The organism is Streptomyces atratus (assembly GCF_040655115.1).
GTDB lineage: Bacteria > Actinomycetota > Actinomycetes > Streptomycetales > Streptomycetaceae > Streptomyces > Streptomyces atratus_D.
In genome coordinates this window covers 14,206-33,191 of the sequence record NZ_JBFAJH010000048.1, presented here as the reverse complement: position 1 = coordinate 33,191, position 18,986 = coordinate 14,206, and the positions used below count along the sequence as shown (strand labels likewise).

Sequence of the window (18,986 nt, the reverse complement as noted above, 5' to 3'; positions counted from 1 at the left end):
ACTTCCCGGTCCGGAAGCTGTCAGGCGGCGCCCTCGCCGTCGGCGGCGGCCCGGCCCAGCTCCGGATGGGCGTCCCGCAGCTTTCGGGGTGCCGCCTGGCGCCAGGAGTCGGCAAGGATCGCCGTCAGTTCGTCCACGTCGTCCAGTGCGGCGAGCCGCACCCGGAGCCACGCATAGGTGTCGTCGTGGCCCTCGCGGGTGAAGAACTTCTCTGATTCGGCGGCGATCAGCTCCACCCGGTCCTCGACCGGGCACTTCACGCCCATCGTCGCGTCGTCGTCGCCGAGCGCGGCGAAGATCTTCCCGGCCACCCGGAATGTGGGCTGCCCCCAGGCCAGTTTCTCGGCTGTGTCGGGCAGGGCAAGCGCGATCGTGCGGACGTCGTCGGCGGTGGTCATCCACGGTCTCCGATCCGGTGAACCAGTCAGGTGCGGTCGGAATCGACCGTAGCGCCCGGCACTGACAATCGCCCGGAGCGCGGGACCCGGCCGCCGCCCCGAGCCGTCCACAGCAGGGCCGCCCCCCTCACAGCAGAGCCACAGAGAGCCCTGCCGACCCATTGACCCGTGGAAGACGTGAACCTACTCTGAACGGCGTACTTCAGAAAGCGCTTTCTACATCCCGCAGTCGGCATCTACCGCACAGGGAGCGCCCATGAGTCATCATCCGTTCAGCAGACACCCGTCGCGAGGATTACCCTCATCCCTCCTCGCCCTCACCGCACTTCTCGCCCTGGTCCTCGGCCTGTTGGTGGCTTCGCCGCCTCGCGCCCACGCGGCCCCCTTCCGGGTCCTTGTCTACTCCGAGGTCACCAACTTCAGGCACGACTCGATTCCTGCGGGGATCGAGGCGATCAAGAAGCTCGGTACCGAGAACGGCTTCGACGTGGAGGCCACCGACGACTCGGCCGTATTCAATGACTCCGATCTCGCCCGCTTCCAGGCCATCGTCTTCAACAACACCAACTCCACGCCGCAGAGCGGCAACTTGCTGAGTACCGACGAGCGTTCCGCGCTCCAGAAGTACATCCGCGCGGGCGGCGGCTGGGTCGGGCTGCACGCCGCGTCGGCGAGTGAGCGCGACTGGGACTGGTACGAGGGTCTGGTCGGCGCGATCTTCGACCAGCATCCCGCCGTGCAGACCGGCCGGATCAAGGTGCTCGACCATGCGCACCCCTCCACCAAGGGCCTTCCGGACCTCTGGGAGCGTACGGAGGAGTGGTACAACTGGCGTACCAATCCGACCTCCAAGGTGCACACGCTCGCGCAGATCAAGGTGCGCGACGGCATCACCGGTCTGGACGAGGGCGTGGACCATCCGTGGTCCTGGTGCCAGAACTACGACGGCGGCCGCTCCTGGTTCACCGCGGGCGGTCATGCCGCGTCGGCCTTCCAGGAGGAGGGCTTCGTGAAGCATCTGCTGGGCGGCATCGAGTGGGCCGCGGGCGCCAAGTCCGGTGACTGCACGGCGACTCGGACCGGTTCCTTCCAGCGCACGGCACTGGCCACCAGCGACCTCGCCGACCCGTTCGAACTGGCCGTCGCCCCGGACCGCCGGGTGTTCTTCGCCCAGCGCACCGGGAAGCTCAAGGTCATCGACCAGCAGACCATGAAGGTCACGACAGCGCTGGACTTCGCGTACACACCGGAGATGACCAGTCAGTCCGACGGGTTGCTCGGTCTCGCGCTCGATCCGGGCTTCGCCACGAACAACCGGCTCTATCTGCTGCATTCCGACAAGACCGAGAAGCGCCTCAACCTCTCTCGCTTCACGGTCACCGGCAACACGGTCGATCCCGCCTCGGAGAAGAGGCTGCTGACCATTCCGACCTGGCGCGGCGAGGGCCGGGCCAACTCCCATATGGCCGGGTCGCTCGCCTTCGACAAGGACGGGAATCTGTACGCGGCGACGGGTGACAACACCGACCCGTTCGCGTCGGACGGTTTCAGCCCGATCGACGAGGGCGAGGGCCGCCGCGCCTGGGACGCCCAGGGCACGGCGGGCAATACGAACGATCTGCGGGGCAAGATCCTGCGCATCACCCCGAAGGACGACGGCACATACACCGTGCCCGAGGGCAATCTCTTCGCACCCGGTACGGAGAAGACCCGTCCGGAGATCTATGCGATGGGGATGCGCAACCCGTTCCGGATCACCACGGACCCGGTGAGCGGCACGCTGATGGTCGCCGACTACGGCCCGGACGCCAAGGCCGCGGTCGCCGATCGCGGGCCGGAAGGCACGGTCGAGTACACCCGGATCACCAAGGCGGGGAATTTCGGCTGGCCGTACTGCATAGGCGACAACACCCCTTTCAACGAATACGACTTCACGACGAGGACGTCAGGTCCGAAGTTCGACTGTGCGGCGCTCGTCAATGACTCGCCGAACAACACCGGGCTGCGGAATCTGCCGCCCGCCCAACCCGCGACGGTCTGGTACGCCTACTCCGCGTCCGCCGAGTTCCCGGAGCTCGGGACCGGCGGCGGTGGCCCGATGAGCGGTCCGGTCTACGACTACGACCCCGACAACACGTACCGCACCAAGTTCCCCGAGTACTTCGAGGGGAAGTGGTTCACCTACGAGCTGACCCGGCAGTGGTTCAAGACGTTCTCCTTCCAGCAGAAGGACCAGACATTCACCGATCCGCGGTTCGCTCCCGTCAGGGCCGGTGGACTCCAGTCGATCAACGGCGTCTTCGCGGACATGAAATGGAACCAGCCGTTCGATGCCGACTTCGGTCCCGACGGGGCGCTGTACGTCATCGACTTCGGGCTCGGCAGCGGCACCGGCCGTGGCGGCAGCAACGAGGGGGCGGGCATCTACCGGATCGACTACGTCGGTGACGGACGGCTGCCCGACGCGAAGATCACCGCGAGCCGGGACAACGGTCCGGCGCCGCTCACCGTCGCCTTCTCCAGCGCCGGTTCCGGGCTGCCGGACGGCCGACCGGTCACCTATGCCTGGGACTTCGACGGCAACGGCACCACGGACTCGACGGAGCCGAACCCCTCGCACACGTACCAGGCCAAGGGGCTCACCACGGCGCGGCTGACCGTCACCGGGCCCGGTGGCCTGACCGCGCAGGCGGTGCAGGACATCACCGTCGGCAACACCCGGCCCGAAGTGACGATCAAACAGCCGCCGAACGGGGGGATGTTCCGCTTCGGCGACACCATCCCGTTCACGGTGAAGGTGAAGGACAAGGAGGACGAGAGGAACGGACAGCCTATCGACTGCTCGCGGGTGGTCGTGCAGTCACAGCTCGGCCATGACACGCATCTGCATCCACTCGACAACTACACCGGCTGCGCGGGCGAGATCGTCACGGATGCCGGGGACAGCCACGGCCCGGGCCAGAATCTGTACTACGGGATCACCGCCCGCTACGAGGACAAGGGCGCCCCGGACGCCCCGGCGCTCACCGGCTCGACCTCACTGACACTGCGCACCGCGTTCCGTGAGGCGGAGCACTTCACGGCGACGGGCGGAGCCCACGACGGAGTGGTGGTCGGCAACAGGACCGACGCCTCCGGCGGGAAACGGCTGACGGAGATCGAGGACGGTGACTGGATCAGCTTCGATCCGGTGCATCTGAAGAACATCGACTCGGTGACGGTCGGCGCGGCCTCCGGCGGGATCGGTGGCACTGTCGAATTCCGGGCCGGTTCCCCCACGGGGCAGTTGCTCGGGAAGGTGACCGTGCCGAACACCGGGGACTGGGGCAAGGTCGTCTCGCCGACCACGGCCCTGGAGGACCCGGGAAGCAGCGTGAAGCTGTACGCGGTGTTCACCAACCCGGAGTGGTCGAGCGACAAGGCCGACCTGTTCGCCGTGGACTGGCTGCACTTCAACGGGTCCGGCGTCGAGAAGAAACCCGGTACGCAGGTCGCGGTGAAGGCGGACCCGGCCACCGGCACGTCACCGCTCGCCGTCGCGCTGAGCAGTGTGGTCAGGCCGGCGGCCGGGCGCACGATCACCTCCTACCACTGGGACTTCGGCGACAACGCCAAGCCCGCAGGGCCCGAGGGCGCGACGGCGACGCACAACTACGGCCGCAAGGGTGCGTACACCGCGCATCTGACGGTCACCGACGACCAGGGCGACACAAGCACCGGTTTCATCCGCATCGACGTGAGCTGAGCGGCGTCGGCTGAGAGGAGAGAGACGATATGCATGGCACACGACGTGCGTTTCTCGGTACGGCTCTGGGTGTCGCCGCGGCCGCCGGGCTCGGTGCGCACCCCGCGTCCGCCACGGAATCCGGGCGCTCCCGCCGCATCCCGCCGTCCGGGATCGGCATGCACCTGTACACCATGCGGACCCCTCTGGCGAGGGACTTCCGTGGCACGCTGGAGCGGCTGGCGGAGATCGGGTACGCGACGGTCGGGGTGAGTGGCCGGCACGGCAACAGCGCGGCCGACATCCGGCGGATGCTGGACGAAACACGGCTGAAGGCGGTCCTCGAACATGTCGCGTACGACACCGTGAAGGGCGCTGGGCTGCCGAAGGCGCTGGAGGACATCCATACGCTGGGCGGCAAGTGGATCGTCGTACCCAGTCTGCCGGGATCGCTGCACAATCCGGCCGGATACCGCGAGGCGGCCCGGGAGTTCAACAGGGCGGGACTGGCCGCCCGCGAGTCCGGGCTGAAGCTGCTCTACCACAATCACGGCACGGACCATCAGGTGGTGGACGGGGTCAGCCTGTACGACATTCTGCTCGCCGAAACCGATCCGGAACTCGTCGGCTTCGAACTGGATCTGTACTGGGCGGCCAACGGTGGCGCTTCGGCGCCGGGCGAGCTGTTCGTACGCCATCCCCGGCGCTTCCCGGCGCTGCATGTGAAGGACATGGCTCCGAACGGGGACTTCGCCGATGTCGGGTCGGGGGTGCTGGACTTCCCGGCGATGTTCGACACGGCGCGACGGGGCGGGGTGAAGCAGTGGCTGGTGGAGCACGACTCACCGGCTGATCCGTTCGCCTCGGCGCTCGCCAGCTATACGTACCTGTCGCGGCTGCGGTACTGAACGGACCGGCGCGCAGCGGCCCCGGAGAGCGTTCCGCCTCCCCGGGGCCGCTGTGTTCTCAGTGCGCGGCAAGCAGCTGCCCGTACCGGGCGAGGTCGCGTCCACGGTGGCCGGGAGCGGATTCGGGTGAGGCCGTAGGCCTTCTCGATGGCCGAGGAGTCGACAATCTGCGCCTCGGTGTACTGGTAGAACATCTCGGCGTACTCCGCCATGAAGACCTCGTCGAACGGGCAGACCGGTCGCGGCTCGTCGACGACGGTGATGTCGAGCGGGCGACCGGTGCGTTCCTCGATCATCGTGAAGATCTGCCGGGTGGTGGGCGCGGGCGCGGTGGGCAGGTGCCAGATGCGGCCGTCGCCGTCGGGGTGCTCGCCGGGTGTGGCGAGTCCGGCGGCGACATCGCCGATACAGGTGTAGCTGCGCGGCAGGTCGATGTCGCCGAGGCCCGGGACCTGTCCCTGATCCAGGGCGCGCCGGTGCCGGGCCATGTCGCACCGGCCGACACGCTGGACCGGGCCCGAACGGTGCTCGGGCCGTTCCCTCCGGTCTTCGCCGACGGGTCGCCAGGGGCGGGGGTGGCCGTGGTGGTGGACCAGATGGCGGCATGGGCCGGGGCGGACGTGGGTGTGGCCGGCTGGGGGGCCGCATATGTACCGGCCGCCGCCGGCGACGCCGGGATGCCGGGATGCCGGGGCGGGTGCCGGCGGGTGCGGTACTCGCCTGGGCGCAGCTGCACGGCCCGGCCGGTCTCGAGGCGGCCGGCCAGTTCGCGGGCATGGGGCACACCGGCGACCCGCTGCCGGCCGTGCAGACCGAGATGCCGGCGGACGCGTTCGCGCCGGTGTGACGCCGGGGCCGCACCGGGCGCCTTGCCGTGCGCGCCCGGGCGCCCTCGTGTGGTGGCGGGGCGGACCGTCCCGATCAGTCGTGGGCCGACGCCGCGCCGAGCAGATCGCGGATGTGGGACGCCGCATCCCGGAATTCAGGGCGACCCACCGTCTCGCCGTACTCCCGTTCCGCGTCCAGCCCCACCTCGATGATCTCCGTGATGGTGCCGGGCCGGGGGCTCATCACGACCACCCGGTCGGCCAGATAGACCGCCTCCGAGATCGAGTGGGTGACCAGCAGCACCGTGGTGCCGGTCTCCCGCCAGATGCGGTTCAGCTCCATGTTCATCTGCTCGCGCGTGAGGGCGTCGAGCGCGCCGAACGGCTCGTCCATGAGCAGCACCGGCGGTTCGTGCAGCAACGCGCGGCACAGCGCGACCCGTTGCTGCATCCCGCCGGACAGCTCGTGCGGATACGCGTCCTCGAAGCCACCGAGTCCGGTCATCCGGATCAGCTCGTCGGCCCGGTCGCGCGCCCTGGCCGCGGGCATCTTCCGGATCTCCGCCTGCAGCAGGATGTTGCGGCGCGCCGAACGCCACTCCAGAAGGGCGGCACGCTGGAACACGTAACCGATGTCGTGTCGTGGGCCCTTGACCCGTTCTCCGCCGAGCCGGACCTCGCCCGAGGACGGCTTCAGCAGTCCGGCGACCAGCTTCAGCAGCGTCGATTTGCCGCATCCGGACGGTCCGACCAGGGCGATGAACTCGCCCGGCGCCACGTCGAGCGAGACCTCGCGCAGCGCGGTGACATCACGGTTCTTGCCGCGGAACCGGACCGAGACGTCCGACACGCCGACGGCCGGGGTGACGGCGCGACAGGTGCTCGCACCGAGCGGGTCCCGAGGCTTCGCGTCCTGCTTCGGCATCGTCATCCCTTCAGCGCCGTCTTCGCGTCCCAGTACTCCGCGACGGACTTGGGCTTGCTGACCATTCCGGCCTCGGCGAAGACATCAATGGTCTGCTGCCAGTCCGCCTCGTCGTTGACCCCGGGCGCCTTGCCCTCGGTCGACGTGGTGTGCAGCAGCGTGAGCGTCGTCCTGAACTGCTCCGCCAGCACGGTCTTCGGCGGCAGCTGCTCCGACGCCCCGTCCATGGCCGCGACCGCGGGCCCGGGCGCCTTCTCCGCGGCGGACCATGCCTCGCTGACCGCCTGCACCATGCGCCCCGCCAGCTCGGATCTGGAGGCGAGAAGCTTCTGCCCGGCAAGCAGACCGTTGGAGTAGAAGTTCAGCCCGTGCTCGGAGAAGCGCAGATACGAGACGGGCTTCTTGGCCTTCTCCTGCATGGTCGGGCCCTGGTCGCTGGCGTAGCCGAGCAGTCCGTCGGTCTTCCCGGAGATCACCGCGGCGATCTTGCCCGCCGGGTCCGTGTTCTGGACCTTCACGTCCGACTGGTCGATGTTGTTCTTCTTCAGGAAGATCGGGAACGTCTTGGAGAGCGCGTCACCGGCCGTCCCGGCGATCGTCCTCCCCTTCAGATCGGCGGGTGACCCGATGCCCTTGGCGTCGAAGGACTGCACGGACGCGGGGGTGGTCTGCAGGAAGACGCCGAGGCTCTTGACCTGCACCCCCTGGTCGACCGCGGCCAGCAGCGCCGGGGTGTCGGCCCAGCCGAAGTCGGTCTGCCCAGCGGCGGTCGCCTGCACCGTCTTCTGCGAACCCTGGCCGGCCTGGATCGTCAGGTCGATGCCGTGCTTCTCGAAGATCTTCTGCTGCTTGCCGTAGTAGAAGGGCGCGTGTTCGCCGTACGGATACCAGTTGAGCGTCAGCGTGACCTTGTCCAGCTTCTTGCCCGAGTCATTGGTGGAGGTCGACGCGTCGTTCCCGCCGCAGGCCGTGGCCAGCAGGAGGAGAGGTACGACACCGATCAGGAGTCTGCGCGCGTGCATGGGCTGGCCCTTCTCGCAACGGGGTCCGTGACAGCAATCAATGGGTGGTGCTCGGTACGGGACGGGGTGGCGTTCAGTACGAGGTGGTGGCCGGCGCGTCGCGACGGCTGGCGTGCCAGGGGAGCAGGAGCCGCTCGGCGATCTCGACGGCAACGAAGAGGACGACGCCGATCAGGGACATCACCAGCAGCCCGGCGAAGAGCATCGGGGTGTCGAGGTTGCCGTTGGCCTGCAGGATCACATAGCCCAGCCCCTCGTTGGCGCCCACGAACTCGCCGACGACGGCGCCGGTCACGGCCAGGGTGACCGCGACCTTGAGGCCGGAGAAGAGATGCGGAAGGGAGGCCGGGAAACGGATCTTGAGGAAGGTCTGCCAGGGCTTGGCACCCATCGTCGCCGACAGCTGGAGCATCTCCGGGTCGACCGCTTTGAGTCCTGTGACCATGGAGATCACCACCGGGAAGAAGGCGATCAGAACGGCGATGAGGATTTTCGGCGCGATGCCGAAGCCGAGCCAGACCACGAACAGCGGCGCGATCGCGATCTTCGGTACGACCTGGGCGAACAGCAGAACGGGGTAGAGCGTGCGCTCGACGGTCGAGGAGTACACCATGACCACGGCCGCCAGCACGCCGACGGCCACGGCGATCACGAAACCGAGCAGCGTCTCGTACGTGGTCACCCAGCTGTGCTGCCAGAGATAACTCGTCTTCCCCGTGAGGACATCGAGCGTCGCACCGGGCGACGGCACGAGATACGGCTCGACCAGCTCGGCTGCCGAGATCACCCACCAGACGACGAAGCAGACCAGCAGCAGGGCGACGGGGCGCCAGCTCTGCTCGGCCGCCCGCGCCAGTCGCTCCCCCGTCGACGGCCCGGCCCGCCGGGCCACACCCGCCACGTCGGCGGGACTTCTGGTCAACGCGCCCTGACTCACGGTGAACTCCCTGCACTTCGGGGGGCAGTTGTTGAGAGCTGTGCGATCCTGCAATGACGGAGAAGGCGCTTTCAGAAAGCGCTTTCTGGTAAGATGCCGCCACGCTAATGACTGCCTGCACGCACGGTCAATAGGTCGTCCTGAAGTTTCGGGAGCCTGCCGCCACCGCGCCCTTGGGGGTCGAGTTGAGTGAACGCGTGAACCAGGGACGGGCGACGCCGGACCGTCCAGGAGCGCGCCGCACCGTCGCGGCCACGGCCCATGTGACGCTCGACGCCGTGGCCCGGGAGGCCGGGGTCTCACCGGCCACCGCCTCGCGGGCGCTCAACGGTACGGCCACGGTCCGCGACCATCTGCGGCAGCGGGTGCACGCGGCGGCGGACCGACTCGGCTACATCCCCAACGCGCATGCGCAGGCTCTCGCCAGTGCCGCCAACAACCGTACGGTGGGCCTCATCTGTCATGACGTCAGCGACCCCTACTTCGCCGCGATCTCCAGCGGTGTGATGCGGGCGGCAGCGGAACGGGGGCTGCTCGTCATGCTGGCCTCCACGTTCCGGGAGCCGGCGCGGGAGATCAGTTACGTCTCCATGCTGCGGGCCCAGCGCGCGCGGGCGATCCTGCTGATCGGCTCGGGCTTCCAGGACCGTGCGTGGGAGCGAGCGATGGATGCCGAGCTGGAGCCGTACGTCAGGGCCGGCGGGCGGGTGGCAGTCGTCAGCCGGCACCGCAGCCTGCGGGTGGACACCGTACAGCCGGAGAACCGGACGGGGGCGGCCGCACTGGCCCGGACGCTGGTGGGGCTGGGGCATCGGAGGTTCGCGGTGCTCAGCGGGCCGCCCGAGCTGACGACGGTCTCCGACCGGTTGGCGGGGTTCCGGGAAGGGCTCGCCGAGGCGGGCATCGGGCTCGACCAGGTGGTGGCGGGGGCGTTCACCCGTGACGGTGGGTACGAGGCGGCGCGGCGGCTGCTGCTTTCCGCGGCGCGGGCGCCGTCCCGGGCACGGCCGACATGTGTCTTCGCGGTCACCGATGTGATGGCGGTCGGGGCGTTGGCAGCGCTGCGAAGGGCGGGGTTGAGGGTGCCGGAGGATGTGTCGCTGGCCGGGTTCGACGACATTCCGCTGGTACGGGAGTTGTCGCCGCCCCTCACGACGGTGGCACTGCCCCTGACTCAGATGGGCGAGAACGCGATCGCGCTGGCGCTGCGGGAGCTGGGGGCGGCGAGGCGGGCCCGGGTGGTGCGGGTGGAGGGTGAGGTGGTGTTGCGGGACAGTACAGGGGCGCCGGGGGGTGGGGTGCGGTGACCGGGGCCGCTCTGTCCTCGATGGGCGGACGGGCTTGATCGTGCCGGGTGGACTTGAACCTCCGCGCGCCGCGCTGCGGAGAGCGCCAGCCCCGGCCCGTCCGGCGATCGAGGACGGCCCCGTCCGCCATGAGCACGGCAGGACTACGGGCACGAAGGTGCCGGACGGGCTGCGCGCAGCCCGTCCGGCACGGGTGGATCACCCTCGGCGGGACTCGACCTACGGGTGGATCAGGACCTGGGACAGGGCCACGCGGCCCGTTCCCGGCAGGGCGATCTTCACCGTGCGGGTCCGGCTGTCCACGTTCAGCACCGTCGGACGCAGCGCCCTGCCACTGACGTGGACCGTGCCGTCGTCCGTGATGACGTCGAAGTCCGCTGTCGTGGACGACGAGTTGTTCCAGATCTCGATCTGGCGGACATGCTTCGCCGCGCCCAGGTCGACCTGCCACCAGGCACCCGCCTCGGACAGCGTCCGGGTGTCCGTGGTGGTGTCGGCGTCGAGGGCGAGTGCCGCACCCGCGGTGCCCTCGGTCGAGGACTGGGTTGCGGTGCCCGTGCGTGCCAGGTCGGCGCGGAGCTGTTCGACGGGGCCGCCATGGGCGCCGGCCCGTGCGGCTACGGCGAGGGCTTCGGCCGGCAGCCGGTCCAGGCCGGTCGCGTTGTCCGTCATGACGGACCCCGTACCACCGAGCGCGGGCGCCGCGGTGTCGGTCCAGTTGCCGCGGGCGGTGTTCTGGATGCCGTAGTCCGCCCAGTTGGAGACCCACTTGTAGCCGATGCGGGTGATGACGTTGTTCTCGACGGTGATGTACGAGGACTGCTCGTCGAGGTAGATGCCGTTGCCGTCGCGCTCGGTGTTGCCGAAGGCGGAGCGGTTGATGTAGTTGCCGGAGACGACGGTGCCGGGCTGGGCGCCCTGGGTGTAGATCGCCCCGCCGTCGTGCTGCTGGTGGGCGACCTCCATGACGTCGGTGATCCGGTTGTTCGTCACCTTGTTGTCTCGCAGCACGGACTTCCGCGACTCGGGCTGGTTCCAGCCCCAGCCGACCGAGATCCCGGAGTACGGGAGGTGGTCGATGCTGTTGTGGTCGACGGTCAGCTCGGCCTCGTAACCGGCCCAGATGCCGACCGAGTCGGTGTACTCGACTCCGGAGCGGGTGATGGTGTTGTACGCGATCGTGTTCCGCTCCCCCGCGAGGGCCGCCGAGGGCATCGGCTCGGTGTCACCCACGTACACCGCGCCCGAGGACAGGTCGGTGAACGTCGAGCGGGTCAGGGAGCTGTCCTTGGTGCCCGCTTCGAGCGTCGCGCCCGCCCCGCCGAGGTGGCTGAACCGCGCGTTCTCGATGGAGATGTGCTGTCCGGCGCGGACGGTGACCGCGGCGGACGGCTTGGTGTAGAAGCGGCCCGCATGGTCGGCGGGGCCGGTGGCTCCGGTCAGGGTGAGACCGGCCTGCATGCCCGCGTAGCCCTCGTCGGTGCCGGGCTGGCGGTACGCCGCGTACGCGAAGCCGATCCCGCTGACGGTGACGTCGTGGGCGCCGTCGACGACGATCAGCTGTTCGGTGTGCGGAGTGATGGCCTGCGCGCGGTGCATGTCCTCGCCCTTGCGCGGCAGGTAGGTGACGCTGCGGGCCTCCGAGTTCCAGACGAACTCGCCCGGCTGGTCGAGGAGTTCGGGGGCGTTCTCGAAGAAGGCGACACCGCTGTAACGAGTGGAGTCGACCGTCGTGGTGTCCCAGGCGGGTCCGGTGCGGTTGGTACCGCTCGCGGAGTTCGTCCAGCAGGGCTGGGCGAAGGTGAGCAGGTCGCCGCTGACGCCCGCGATCCGGCAGTGGTAGTTGCGCCAGCGGACCCGGATGACGGCCTCGGCGTCCGTGGGGCGCTGCCAGTCGGCGATGCCGGTGGCCTTCGCACCTGTCATGCCGGTCTTCGTGGCGTCGCAGACGCTCGCCGCGCAGGCCTCGCCCCGGGCGCGGGTGGCACGCCTGCCGTCGACGAAGAGCTGACGCGGGGTGACGCCGGCCGGGACCTCGGCGGTCCAGGTGCCGTCGGTGTTCTGCGTCCATCCGGTGAGGGTGCGGCCGCCGGACAGGATGGGGCGCGCGTCGGGCGCCGCGGTCCAGGTGACGGTGTGTCCGTCCGTGCCGGAGTCGTCGGCGCCCAGCCGCAGGGGGGCGTCGAGGTGGTACGTGCCGCCCTTGAGGAGGACGCGGATGTCGCGGCCGGTCTCGGTGCGCGCCTGGTCGCGGGCGCCTTCCGGGGAACACGGGCGGGCGACGGTGCACGAGGTGCCGTGCCCGTCGGGTGCCGCGTACAGGGTGCGGGCACCTGGTGCGGCCTGGGCAATCGGGGCGGCGACCAGGGCGGCGAGAACCGCGGCGGTGATGGCTGCGGCGGTTCCCCGGATGACGTTCATCGGGCGGTTCATGCGGCGGCCTTCCAGTCGGGGTGTCCGGGCATGGGCGGGTTCACGGCTCCGAAGAGCCAGTCGCGCAGGAACGGGTCGAGGGATGCGTCGCCGGTGATCTTGACGGTGTGGGCGATGAACTCCTCGCTGGTGTAGGTGGAGTCCTTGAACCGCTTGACCCACTCCCGCATGACCTGGTCGAACTTCTGCTGCCCGATCTGGAGACCGAGGGCGTACAGGACGAGCGCGCCGCCGTCGTAGATGTTGGTGCCGCCGAGCGCCTTGGGCCGTCCGGGCGGGCCGTCGGCGGCGCGGACCGCGTCGAGTTTCTCGTACGTGGCCTTCATCTTGTCCGCGGAGACCGACCAGCCGCGCTCCTCGCCGTACAGCCCGGCGTAGTACACGGCGGGGCCCTCGTTGAGCCACGCCTGCTGCCAGTCGTTCGGGGTGACGGAGTCGCCGAACCACTGGTGGGTGAGCTCGTGGACCATGGTGGTCTCGTAGCCGGGCTGGCCGTTGGCGTTGAGCTTGAACCAGTTGGTGGAGAAGAGGGAGAGGGTCTGGTTCTCCAGGGCGTCGGTGTAGCCGTCGTAGATGTGGAGGCCGTACACGGAGAACGGGTAGCGGCCGAACTTCTCCTCCAGCCAGGCCAGATGGTCGGCGGTACGGGCGACGATCGGGCCGTACTTCTCTTCCTGTCCCTGCGGGACGATGTGCCGCAGCGGCAGTCCGCGGTGGCTGGTGCCGTACAGATAGGTGCCCTTGACGACGGCGATGCCGATGAGTTCGGTCGCCATCCGCTCGCGCAGGGCGAAGTGCCACACGGTGGAGCCGTCGGCGCGCGGGGTCCTGTCGAGCAGTTCGCCGTTGGCGGTCGCGACATAGCCCTGCGGCGCGCTGATGTGGAAGGTCCAGGTGGCCTTGTCGGACGGGGTGTCGTTGCAGGGCAGGAACGTGTCGGCGCGGGAGGACTGGGCGGCCGAGGCGAAACCGCCGTCGGTGCCGAACTTCCAGCCGGTGAGGCCCAGTCGGGGTGCCTTGCCGTTGCCGTGGTAGCGGATCTCGACGGTGAACGGCTGCCCGTCGTGCAACGCTTGGGCGGGGGTGACGGTGAGCTCCTGGCCGCTCTTGCCGGCCGACAGCGCCCAGGTCGCGGTGCGCCCGGCGACGGTGACGGAGTCGATGGTGTGCCCGTCGGTGTCCAGGTTGAACGCGGACAGGTCCTGGGTCGCCCTGGCATTGATCTTCACGACGGCGGTGAAGTCGTACGTCACCGGGGTGAAGTCGAAGGTCAGGTCGTAGTGGACGACCTGGTAGCCGCCGTTGCCGAGGGTCGGGAAGAGCGGGTCGCCGACGCCGTCGGAGCCGGGCTTCGGGTCGAAGCCGTGCGGCTGTGCGATGGCGGTCGAGCCGAGTGCGGGTACCGCGACGGCCGCTGCCACCGCCGCGCCGCCGAGTCTGAGGGCCGAGCGTCGCGTCGTCACTTCTTCCCCTCCTGGAAGGCGTCCTCGAACTCGCCGCGGGCCTGCTCGCCGCCCTTGGCCAGGTAGTCCTTGACGAGCTGGTCGTAGGCGGACATGGGCTTCCGGCCCGCGATGATGTCCTTGAGCGCGTCCTGCTTGAACGTGTAGAGGCTGCCGGATCCCTTCGAGTCCCAGGTGGGCGAGGAGTATTGCAGCGTCGGGTCCTGCTCCATGATCGGAATCATCTTGGTGAAGGCGTCGTGGACGTGGCGCACGCCCTGTTCCGAGTCGGCGCTGAAGATGGCGGGGACGGCGGAGGCCATGAACTTCCACGGCACGGTGACGTCCTGGGTGCCCTGCTTGGTGAGGGCCGGGTTGCCCTTGGCGTCCCGCGTGAAGTCCTTGCCCTCGACGCCGTAGTTGATGAGCGTGTACTCCTCGCTGCCGAAGGGAGACGCGGCGAAGTCGGCGAGTGCCAGGATCTCCTTGACCCGGTCTCCGGACGCCTTCTTGATGTGGGTGTTCTGCAGCTCGACGTTGTCCATCCAGGCGATGGCGTCCTTGCCGAACGGGACGAACGGGCGAGGGTCGTACTTCTTGTCGATCGCCTTCATGGAGGCGATGTAGCCGACGCCGGGTGCCAGGTAGGTGGGCATGCCGTCGTAGACGTAGGCGCCCTTGCCGTTCTTGAACATGTCCGTGTACTGGGCCTTCTGCGCCCCGGACATCTGCAGGGTTCCCGGATAGAAGCAGCCCGCCTTGTACAGCTCGCGCGCGGTCTCCACGGCCTTGCGGTACTCCGGGGTCTCCAGGTCGGTGGTGAACTTGCCGGTCTTGGCGTCGAGCCGCCAGTAGTAGGGCGCGCCCGCGGACATCGCGAGCATGGTGGTGGCGCCCGCGATGATCGCGTACTGGTCCTTCTTGGGCCGGGTCAGCTCCTTGCAGACCTCGACGAACCTGTCGAGCTCCGAGATCTGGGCGAGGTCGGTTACGCCGACCTCTTCGAAGAGGTCGTGGCGGTAGAAGCCGGCGCCGCCTGTGCCTGTGCGCGCGATCGGGATGCCGTACAGCTTCCCGCCGAAGATGGCGGCCTGCCAGGCGCCCATCGGGATCGCTGCCAGGTTCGGGTAGTCCTTGATCTTGTCCCCGGCGAGGTACGGAGTCAGGTCGGCGCACTTGGCCTGGAGGAAGGGCGCCTTGTTGTCGACGCCCCCGACCTCGGGATACATGAAGAGATCCGGCAGGCTGTCGCTCGCGACCATGGTGGAGAACTTGGTGCCGTAGTCGTCGGCGGGGACGGCGGTGATGTTCACCTGGCCGCCGAGGAGCTTCTCGATCTCCTGCCAGGCGGCGTTCTTGCCGCGGGCGGGCGGCGGCGGGGAGAAGGTCTCCATCGTCGCGCTGATCGGCTTGGCGCCCTTGAGCGGGGTGCCCTTCGTGGCCCGCAGCGGCTTGGCCGGGTAACTGAAGTAGCCCTGCGGAACACCGGCGGCGGTGCCCGCCAGGTCGGGCTTGAGGCCGATGTTGCGGACCGCGGTGTCGGGGAGCAGTGAGGCGCTCTTGGCCTCCGCCTTCGCGGTCGTGCCGCCGTCGCCGCAGGCTGCGAGCAGCGGGGCGGCGGCCAGTCCCAGACCGACGCCCGCGCCCATGCGGAAAAGTGATCTGCGGTTGATGGGGGTGGAGCTCGACACCTGAATCTCCTTGGGATAGGGGAAGGAAGGAGTGGGGGGCGGTGGCTGCGCTCAGCCCTTGATGGCGCCTGTGAGCACGCCCTTGGTGAAGTAGCGCTGGAGGAACGGGTAGACACAGAGGATCGGTACGACGGCGATCACCAGAACCGCCATCTGTACGGCCTGCTGCGGTGCGAGCACCTCGCCGGCCGAGGCGGCGTTCAGGCTCTGGCCCTGGAGGACATAGGTGCGCAGCACCATGGGCAGCGGCCACTTGTCGGAATCGCCCAGGTACAGGAGCGAGTTGAAGAAGGCGTTCCAGTACGTCACCGCGTAGAAGAGGCTGATCACGGCGAGGACGGCCTTGGAGAGCGGCAGGACGATCCGTACGAGGACGCGGAAGTCTCCGGCCCCGTCGACCTTCGCCGCGTCGTACAGCTCTTCGGGCAGGTTCATGAAGAAGGACCGCAGGACGACCAGGTTGAAGGCGCTGACCAGGGTGGGCATGACGAGCGCCGCGTACGTGTCGTACAGCCCAAGTCCTTTGACCAGCAGGAAATTGGGGATGATGCCCGCGTTGAAGAGCATGGTGAACAGGGCGGTCATCAGGATGAAACGGGATCCGGTGACATCGCGGCGGGAGAGACCGTACGCCATGCCGACGGTGACGAGCAGGCTGGCGAGGGTGCCGAACACCGTGATGCCGAGGCTGACCACGAGCGCCCGGGTGACGACTCCGCCGGTGAAGATGGTGCGGTAGGCGTCCAGGGTGGGGTGGTCGGGCCACAGGACCAGTCCGGAACTGCGGATGATGTCGATCTGCGAGGCGAAGCTCGTGCCGATGACGCCGAGCAGCGGATAGGCGACGGCGGCGACCACGACCACGATGGCGAGACCCTTGGCGGCCTGCCCGACGCGGGTCGGCTTCTCCATCCACGGCGGACGGCCGTCGGACTGCTTCTTGCTCCGGGCAGTCTTCTTCGCCGGCGCCGTGGTGGGTACGGACGTGGCGGGCGGCTTCTCAACGGTCAGCACCGCGGTACACCCCTTCGTGGCCGAGGCGGTGGGCGAACTTGTTCGCGCCCAGAACGAGTGCGGTGCCGATGACCGCCTTGACGAGTCCGACGGCGGCGGCGACGCCCCAGTCGTTGTCCTTGATGCCGTGGTAGTAGACGTATGTGTCGAGGACCTCACCGGCGTCCGGGCCGACCGCGTCGCGCTGGAGCAGGATCTGCTCGAAGCCGACGGAGAGGATCTGCCCGAGGTTGAGTATCAGCAGGAGGATCAGGACCGGTGCGATGCCGGGAAGAGTGACGTGCCACAGGCGGCGCCTGGGACCGGCGCCGTCGATCGCGGCGGCCTCGTACTGGCCCCTGTCGATGCCGAGCAGCGCCGCGAGGATGATGATCGTGCCCCAGCCGGCGTCCTTCCAGGCCACCTGGAGGGTCAGCAGCCAGGGGAAGGCGTCGGGGTCGCTCATCATGTCGTAGCGGGGCAGCCCCATCCCCCCGAGGACATCGGGCAACAGCCCGGCGCCGCCCAGGATCTGCTGGAAGATCGAGACGATGATGACCCAGCCGATGAAGTGCGGCAGGTAGACGACGCTCTGCACGAAGCGCCGGATCCGTTCGCTGACGATGCTGTTGAGCAGCAGGGCGAGGGCCACCGGGATCGGGAAGAAGAACACCAGCTGGATGAGGGCGATCTCCAGGGTGTTGAAGGTCGCGGACCAGAAGGCCGGCTCACCGAACGCGGCGGTGAAGTTGGCGAAGCCCACCCAGGCGCTGTGCATGTAGCCGAGGTACGGCTGGTAGTCCTGGAACGCCACGACATAGCCGAGCAGCGGAACGTAGTGGAAGACGATGAAGTACAGCAGGCCCGGCAGGGTCAGCAGCAGCATCACCCGGTCCCGCTTGATCCGCTGCCAGACGGTCAGCCTGCTCTGCGGGAGAACGGTCCGGGTCGACGAAGACGACGACGTTGCAGTCCTCTGTTGCCGTTTTGACCGCTTTTCCCGAGGCAGTGGGGGTGCTGTTTCAGCCATGGTGCGTCCTGTTCGGCCGGTTGGCGCGTGGTGAGCCTTCTGCGGCCGCAAGTTAGTAAGCGGTTAACCCCAGCGTCAAGAGATCTGGAGAATCGGCTCCGTTACGCGGGACTCTCACGGTCAAATCCTGGGGGATGAACCAGCAAATTAACCACGAAACGGGTTAGTTGACCGAGGGTCATGCTTGACGGTCGGGCCTCGGGGTACCTAGCGTGCCGGTCATTCCATAGAACACGCTTACTGTCCGGAGGCAGGGTGCGAACCACCGAAGAGGCACCGGCTCATTCCGGTACCGACGCTGCGGAACTGCCCCCGAGGCGGCCGCGCACGGTCCTGGTCATGAGCCCCGGACTGCTCGACGACGTCTTCCCACCGCCCGTACGGACCCGGCTGGAGGAGTCCGCAGATCTCCTCGTCCCGTCCGCGGTCAGAGATTTCGTCGCGCGGGAGGCCGCCGCGGCGCTGGCCTCGGCCGAGGTCCTGCTCACCGGCTGGGGCTGCCCGCCCGTCGACGCCGCCCTGCTGGACCGGGCCCCACAGCTCCGTGCGGTGATCCACGCGGCCGGCACGGTGAAGACCTTTCTGTCGCCGACGGCGTTCGACCGCGGGATCGTCGTCTCCTCGGCCGCGGCGGCCAACGCCGTACCAGTCGCGGAGTACACCCTGGCGGCGATCATCATGGGCGCGAAACGGGTGTTCCCGCTGGCCGAACTCTTCCGCACCCGACGGACCCACCGCACCGGCGCCGACCTCGACCGGCAGCACTGGCTCGGTACGCACGGACTGACCATCGGCGTCGTCGGCGCGTCCCGGATCGGCCGCCGGGTCATCGAACTGCTCAGGATCCTCGATGCCGAGGTGCTGCTCTACGATCCGTACGTCGACGCCGACGAGGCCGTACGGCTCGGGGTCACCCCGACCGATCTGGACACCCTGGTGGCGACCAGCGATGTCGTCACCGTGCACGCGCCCGACACACCTGAGACCCGTGGGCTGCTCGACGCGCGCAGGATCGGCCTGATGCGCCCCGGCACCCTGCTCGTCAACACCGCGCGCGGCCCCCTCGTGGACACCGAGGCGCTGACCGAGCACCTGGTCAGCGGGCGGCTGGACGCGGTTCTGGACGTCACATTCCCCGAGCCCCTGCCGGACGGTCACCCCCTGTGGGACCTGCCGAACGTCTTCCTCACCCCGCACCTGGCGGGCGCGCAGGGCAATGAGGTGGGGCGGCTCGGGGCGCTCGCCGTCGACGAGCTGGTGCGGTACGCGCAGGGCGCGCCGTTCGCCCATCCGGTCCACCGGGCCGACCTGGGGAGGATCGCGTGAACCCCACCCGCGCCCAGGCTCTA

Annotated in this window: 14 protein-coding genes and 1 pseudogene; 5 read left to right on the top strand and 10 right to left on the bottom strand. The window is 68.8% G+C overall.

The features are described 5' to 3' along the window. Nucleotides 1–20: 20 nt before the first annotated feature. On the bottom strand, nt 21–398 hold the full coding sequence (locus AB0I23_RS33300) for an MmcQ/YjbR family DNA-binding protein (RefSeq protein WP_359114991.1): 378 nt from the start codon (nt 396–398) through the stop codon (nt 21–23). A 256-nt stretch (nt 399–654) separates the two neighbouring features. Here AB0I23_RS33300 and AB0I23_RS33295 point away from each other — a divergent pair, with 256 nt between their 5' ends. Together AB0I23_RS33295 and AB0I23_RS33290 are read left to right on the top strand one after the other, a co-directional pair. Next, entirely contained in the window at nt 655–4,143 is a 3,489-nt protein-coding gene (locus tag AB0I23_RS33295; protein ID WP_359114989.1) for a ThuA domain-containing protein, read from the top strand. Between the two features lie 29 nt (nt 4,144–4,172). Then, nucleotides 4,173–5,030 carry a sugar phosphate isomerase/epimerase family protein gene (locus tag AB0I23_RS33290; protein WP_359114987.1) on the top strand — a complete coding sequence of 286 codons (858 nt, stop codon included), beginning with the start codon at nt 4,173–4,175 and terminating at the stop codon, nt 5,028–5,030. 58 nt (nt 5,031–5,088) lie between these two features. Here AB0I23_RS33290 and AB0I23_RS33285 read toward each other — a convergent pair. Continuing rightward, nucleotides 5,089–5,500 (bottom strand): annotated as a pseudogene (locus AB0I23_RS33285) (epimerase); the annotation flags it as partial. A gap of 215 nt (nt 5,501–5,715) precedes the next feature. On the opposite strand from AB0I23_RS33285, the gene AB0I23_RS33280 reads away from it, so the two are divergent. Next, complete coding sequence (locus tag AB0I23_RS33280) at nt 5,716–5,877, top strand: hypothetical protein (protein WP_359114986.1); 162 nt, start codon at nt 5,716–5,718, stop codon at nt 5,875–5,877. Nucleotides 5,878–5,951: 74 nt separating this feature from the next. Here AB0I23_RS33280 and AB0I23_RS33275 read toward each other — a convergent pair whose 3' ends face one another. From AB0I23_RS33275 to AB0I23_RS33265, 3 genes are all read right to left on the bottom strand, one after another. Then, nucleotides 5,952–6,788 carry an ABC transporter ATP-binding protein gene (locus tag AB0I23_RS33275; protein WP_359114984.1) on the bottom strand — a complete coding sequence of 279 codons (837 nt, stop codon included), beginning with the start codon at nt 6,786–6,788 and terminating at the stop codon, nt 5,952–5,954. Continuing rightward, on the bottom strand, nt 6,785–7,804 hold the full coding sequence (locus tag AB0I23_RS33270; protein ID WP_359114982.1) for an ABC transporter substrate-binding protein: 1,020 nt from the start codon (nt 7,802–7,804) through the stop codon (nt 6,785–6,787). The genes AB0I23_RS33275 and AB0I23_RS33270 overlap by 4 nt, the downstream gene beginning before the upstream one ends. Before the next feature lie 73 nt (nt 7,805–7,877). Next, entirely contained in the window at nt 7,878–8,741 is an 864-nt protein-coding gene (locus AB0I23_RS33265; protein WP_359114981.1) for an ABC transporter permease, read from the bottom strand. A 263-nt stretch (nt 8,742–9,004) separates the two neighbouring features. On the opposite strand from AB0I23_RS33265, the gene AB0I23_RS33260 reads away from it, so the two are divergent. Next, on the top strand, nt 9,005–10,048 hold the full coding sequence (locus AB0I23_RS33260; protein WP_359115050.1) for a LacI family DNA-binding transcriptional regulator: 1,044 nt from the start codon (nt 9,005–9,007) through the stop codon (nt 10,046–10,048). Between the two features lie 219 nt (nt 10,049–10,267). Here AB0I23_RS33260 and AB0I23_RS33255 read toward each other — a convergent pair whose 3' ends face one another. The 5 genes from AB0I23_RS33255 to AB0I23_RS33235 all read right to left on the bottom strand — a co-directional run bounded on the left by AB0I23_RS33255 (nt 10,268) and on the right by AB0I23_RS33235 (nt 17,637). Continuing rightward, entirely contained in the window at nt 10,268–12,481 is a 2,214-nt protein-coding gene (locus tag AB0I23_RS33255; protein WP_359114979.1) for a right-handed parallel beta-helix repeat-containing protein, read from the bottom strand. After that, nucleotides 12,478–13,944 (bottom strand): M1 family metallopeptidase, encoded by a 1,467-nt coding sequence (locus AB0I23_RS33250; RefSeq protein WP_359114978.1) that lies wholly within the window; start codon nt 13,942–13,944, stop codon nt 12,478–12,480. The genes AB0I23_RS33255 and AB0I23_RS33250 overlap by 4 nt, the downstream gene beginning before the upstream one ends. After that, a complete protein-coding gene (locus AB0I23_RS33245) occupies nt 13,941–15,614 on the bottom strand; it encodes an extracellular solute-binding protein (RefSeq protein WP_359114976.1) in 1,674 nt (557 codons plus the stop codon). The genes AB0I23_RS33250 and AB0I23_RS33245 overlap by 4 nt, the downstream gene beginning before the upstream one ends. A gap of 51 nt (nt 15,615–15,665) precedes the next feature. Continuing rightward, nucleotides 15,666–16,526 carry a carbohydrate ABC transporter permease gene (locus AB0I23_RS33240; protein ID WP_359115047.1) on the bottom strand — a complete coding sequence of 287 codons (861 nt, stop codon included), beginning with the start codon at nt 16,524–16,526 and terminating at the stop codon, nt 15,666–15,668. 88 nt (nt 16,527–16,614) lie between these two features. Then, nucleotides 16,615–17,637 (bottom strand): ABC transporter permease, encoded by a 1,023-nt coding sequence (locus AB0I23_RS33235; protein ID WP_359114973.1) that lies wholly within the window; start codon nt 17,635–17,637, stop codon nt 16,615–16,617. Between the two features lie 339 nt (nt 17,638–17,976). Between AB0I23_RS33235 and AB0I23_RS33230 the strand changes: the two genes are divergently transcribed. After that, nucleotides 17,977–18,963 carry a hydroxyacid dehydrogenase gene (locus tag AB0I23_RS33230; RefSeq protein ID WP_359114971.1) on the top strand — a complete coding sequence of 329 codons (987 nt, stop codon included), beginning with the start codon at nt 17,977–17,979 and terminating at the stop codon, nt 18,961–18,963. The last annotated feature ends 23 nt before the right edge of the window (nt 18,964–18,986 follow it).

What these genes read in the sequence shown, in the direction of transcription:
- AB0I23_RS33270 (WP_359114982.1), bottom strand. Translation starts at nt 7,804, where the DNA reads ATGCACGCGCGCAGACTCCTGATCGGTGTCGTACCTCTCCTCCTGCTG.
- AB0I23_RS33295 (WP_359114989.1), top strand. Translation starts at nt 655, where the DNA reads ATGAGTCATCATCCGTTCAGCAGACACCCGTCGCGAGGATTACCCTCA.
- AB0I23_RS33235 (WP_359114973.1), bottom strand. Translation starts at nt 17,637, where the DNA reads ATGGCTGAAACAGCACCCCCACTGCCTCGGGAAAAGCGGTCAAAACGG.
- AB0I23_RS33280 (WP_359114986.1), top strand. Translation starts at nt 5,716, where the DNA reads ATGCCGGGGCGGGTGCCGGCGGGTGCGGTACTCGCCTGGGCGCAGCTG.
- AB0I23_RS33230 (WP_359114971.1), top strand. Translation starts at nt 17,977, where the DNA reads ATGAGCCCCGGACTGCTCGACGACGTCTTCCCACCGCCCGTACGGACC.
- AB0I23_RS33255 (WP_359114979.1), bottom strand. Translation starts at nt 12,481, where the DNA reads ATGAACCGCCCGATGAACGTCATCCGGGGAACCGCCGCAGCCATCACC.
- AB0I23_RS33300 (WP_359114991.1), bottom strand. Translation starts at nt 398, where the DNA reads ATGACCACCGCCGACGACGTCCGCACGATCGCGCTTGCCCTGCCCGAC.
- AB0I23_RS33290 (WP_359114987.1), top strand. Translation starts at nt 4,173, where the DNA reads ATGCATGGCACACGACGTGCGTTTCTCGGTACGGCTCTGGGTGTCGCC.
- AB0I23_RS33240 (WP_359115047.1), bottom strand. Translation starts at nt 16,526, where the DNA reads ATGGAGAAGCCGACCCGCGTCGGGCAGGCCGCCAAGGGTCTCGCCATC.
- AB0I23_RS33275 (WP_359114984.1), bottom strand. Translation starts at nt 6,788, where the DNA reads ATGACGATGCCGAAGCAGGACGCGAAGCCTCGGGACCCGCTCGGTGCG.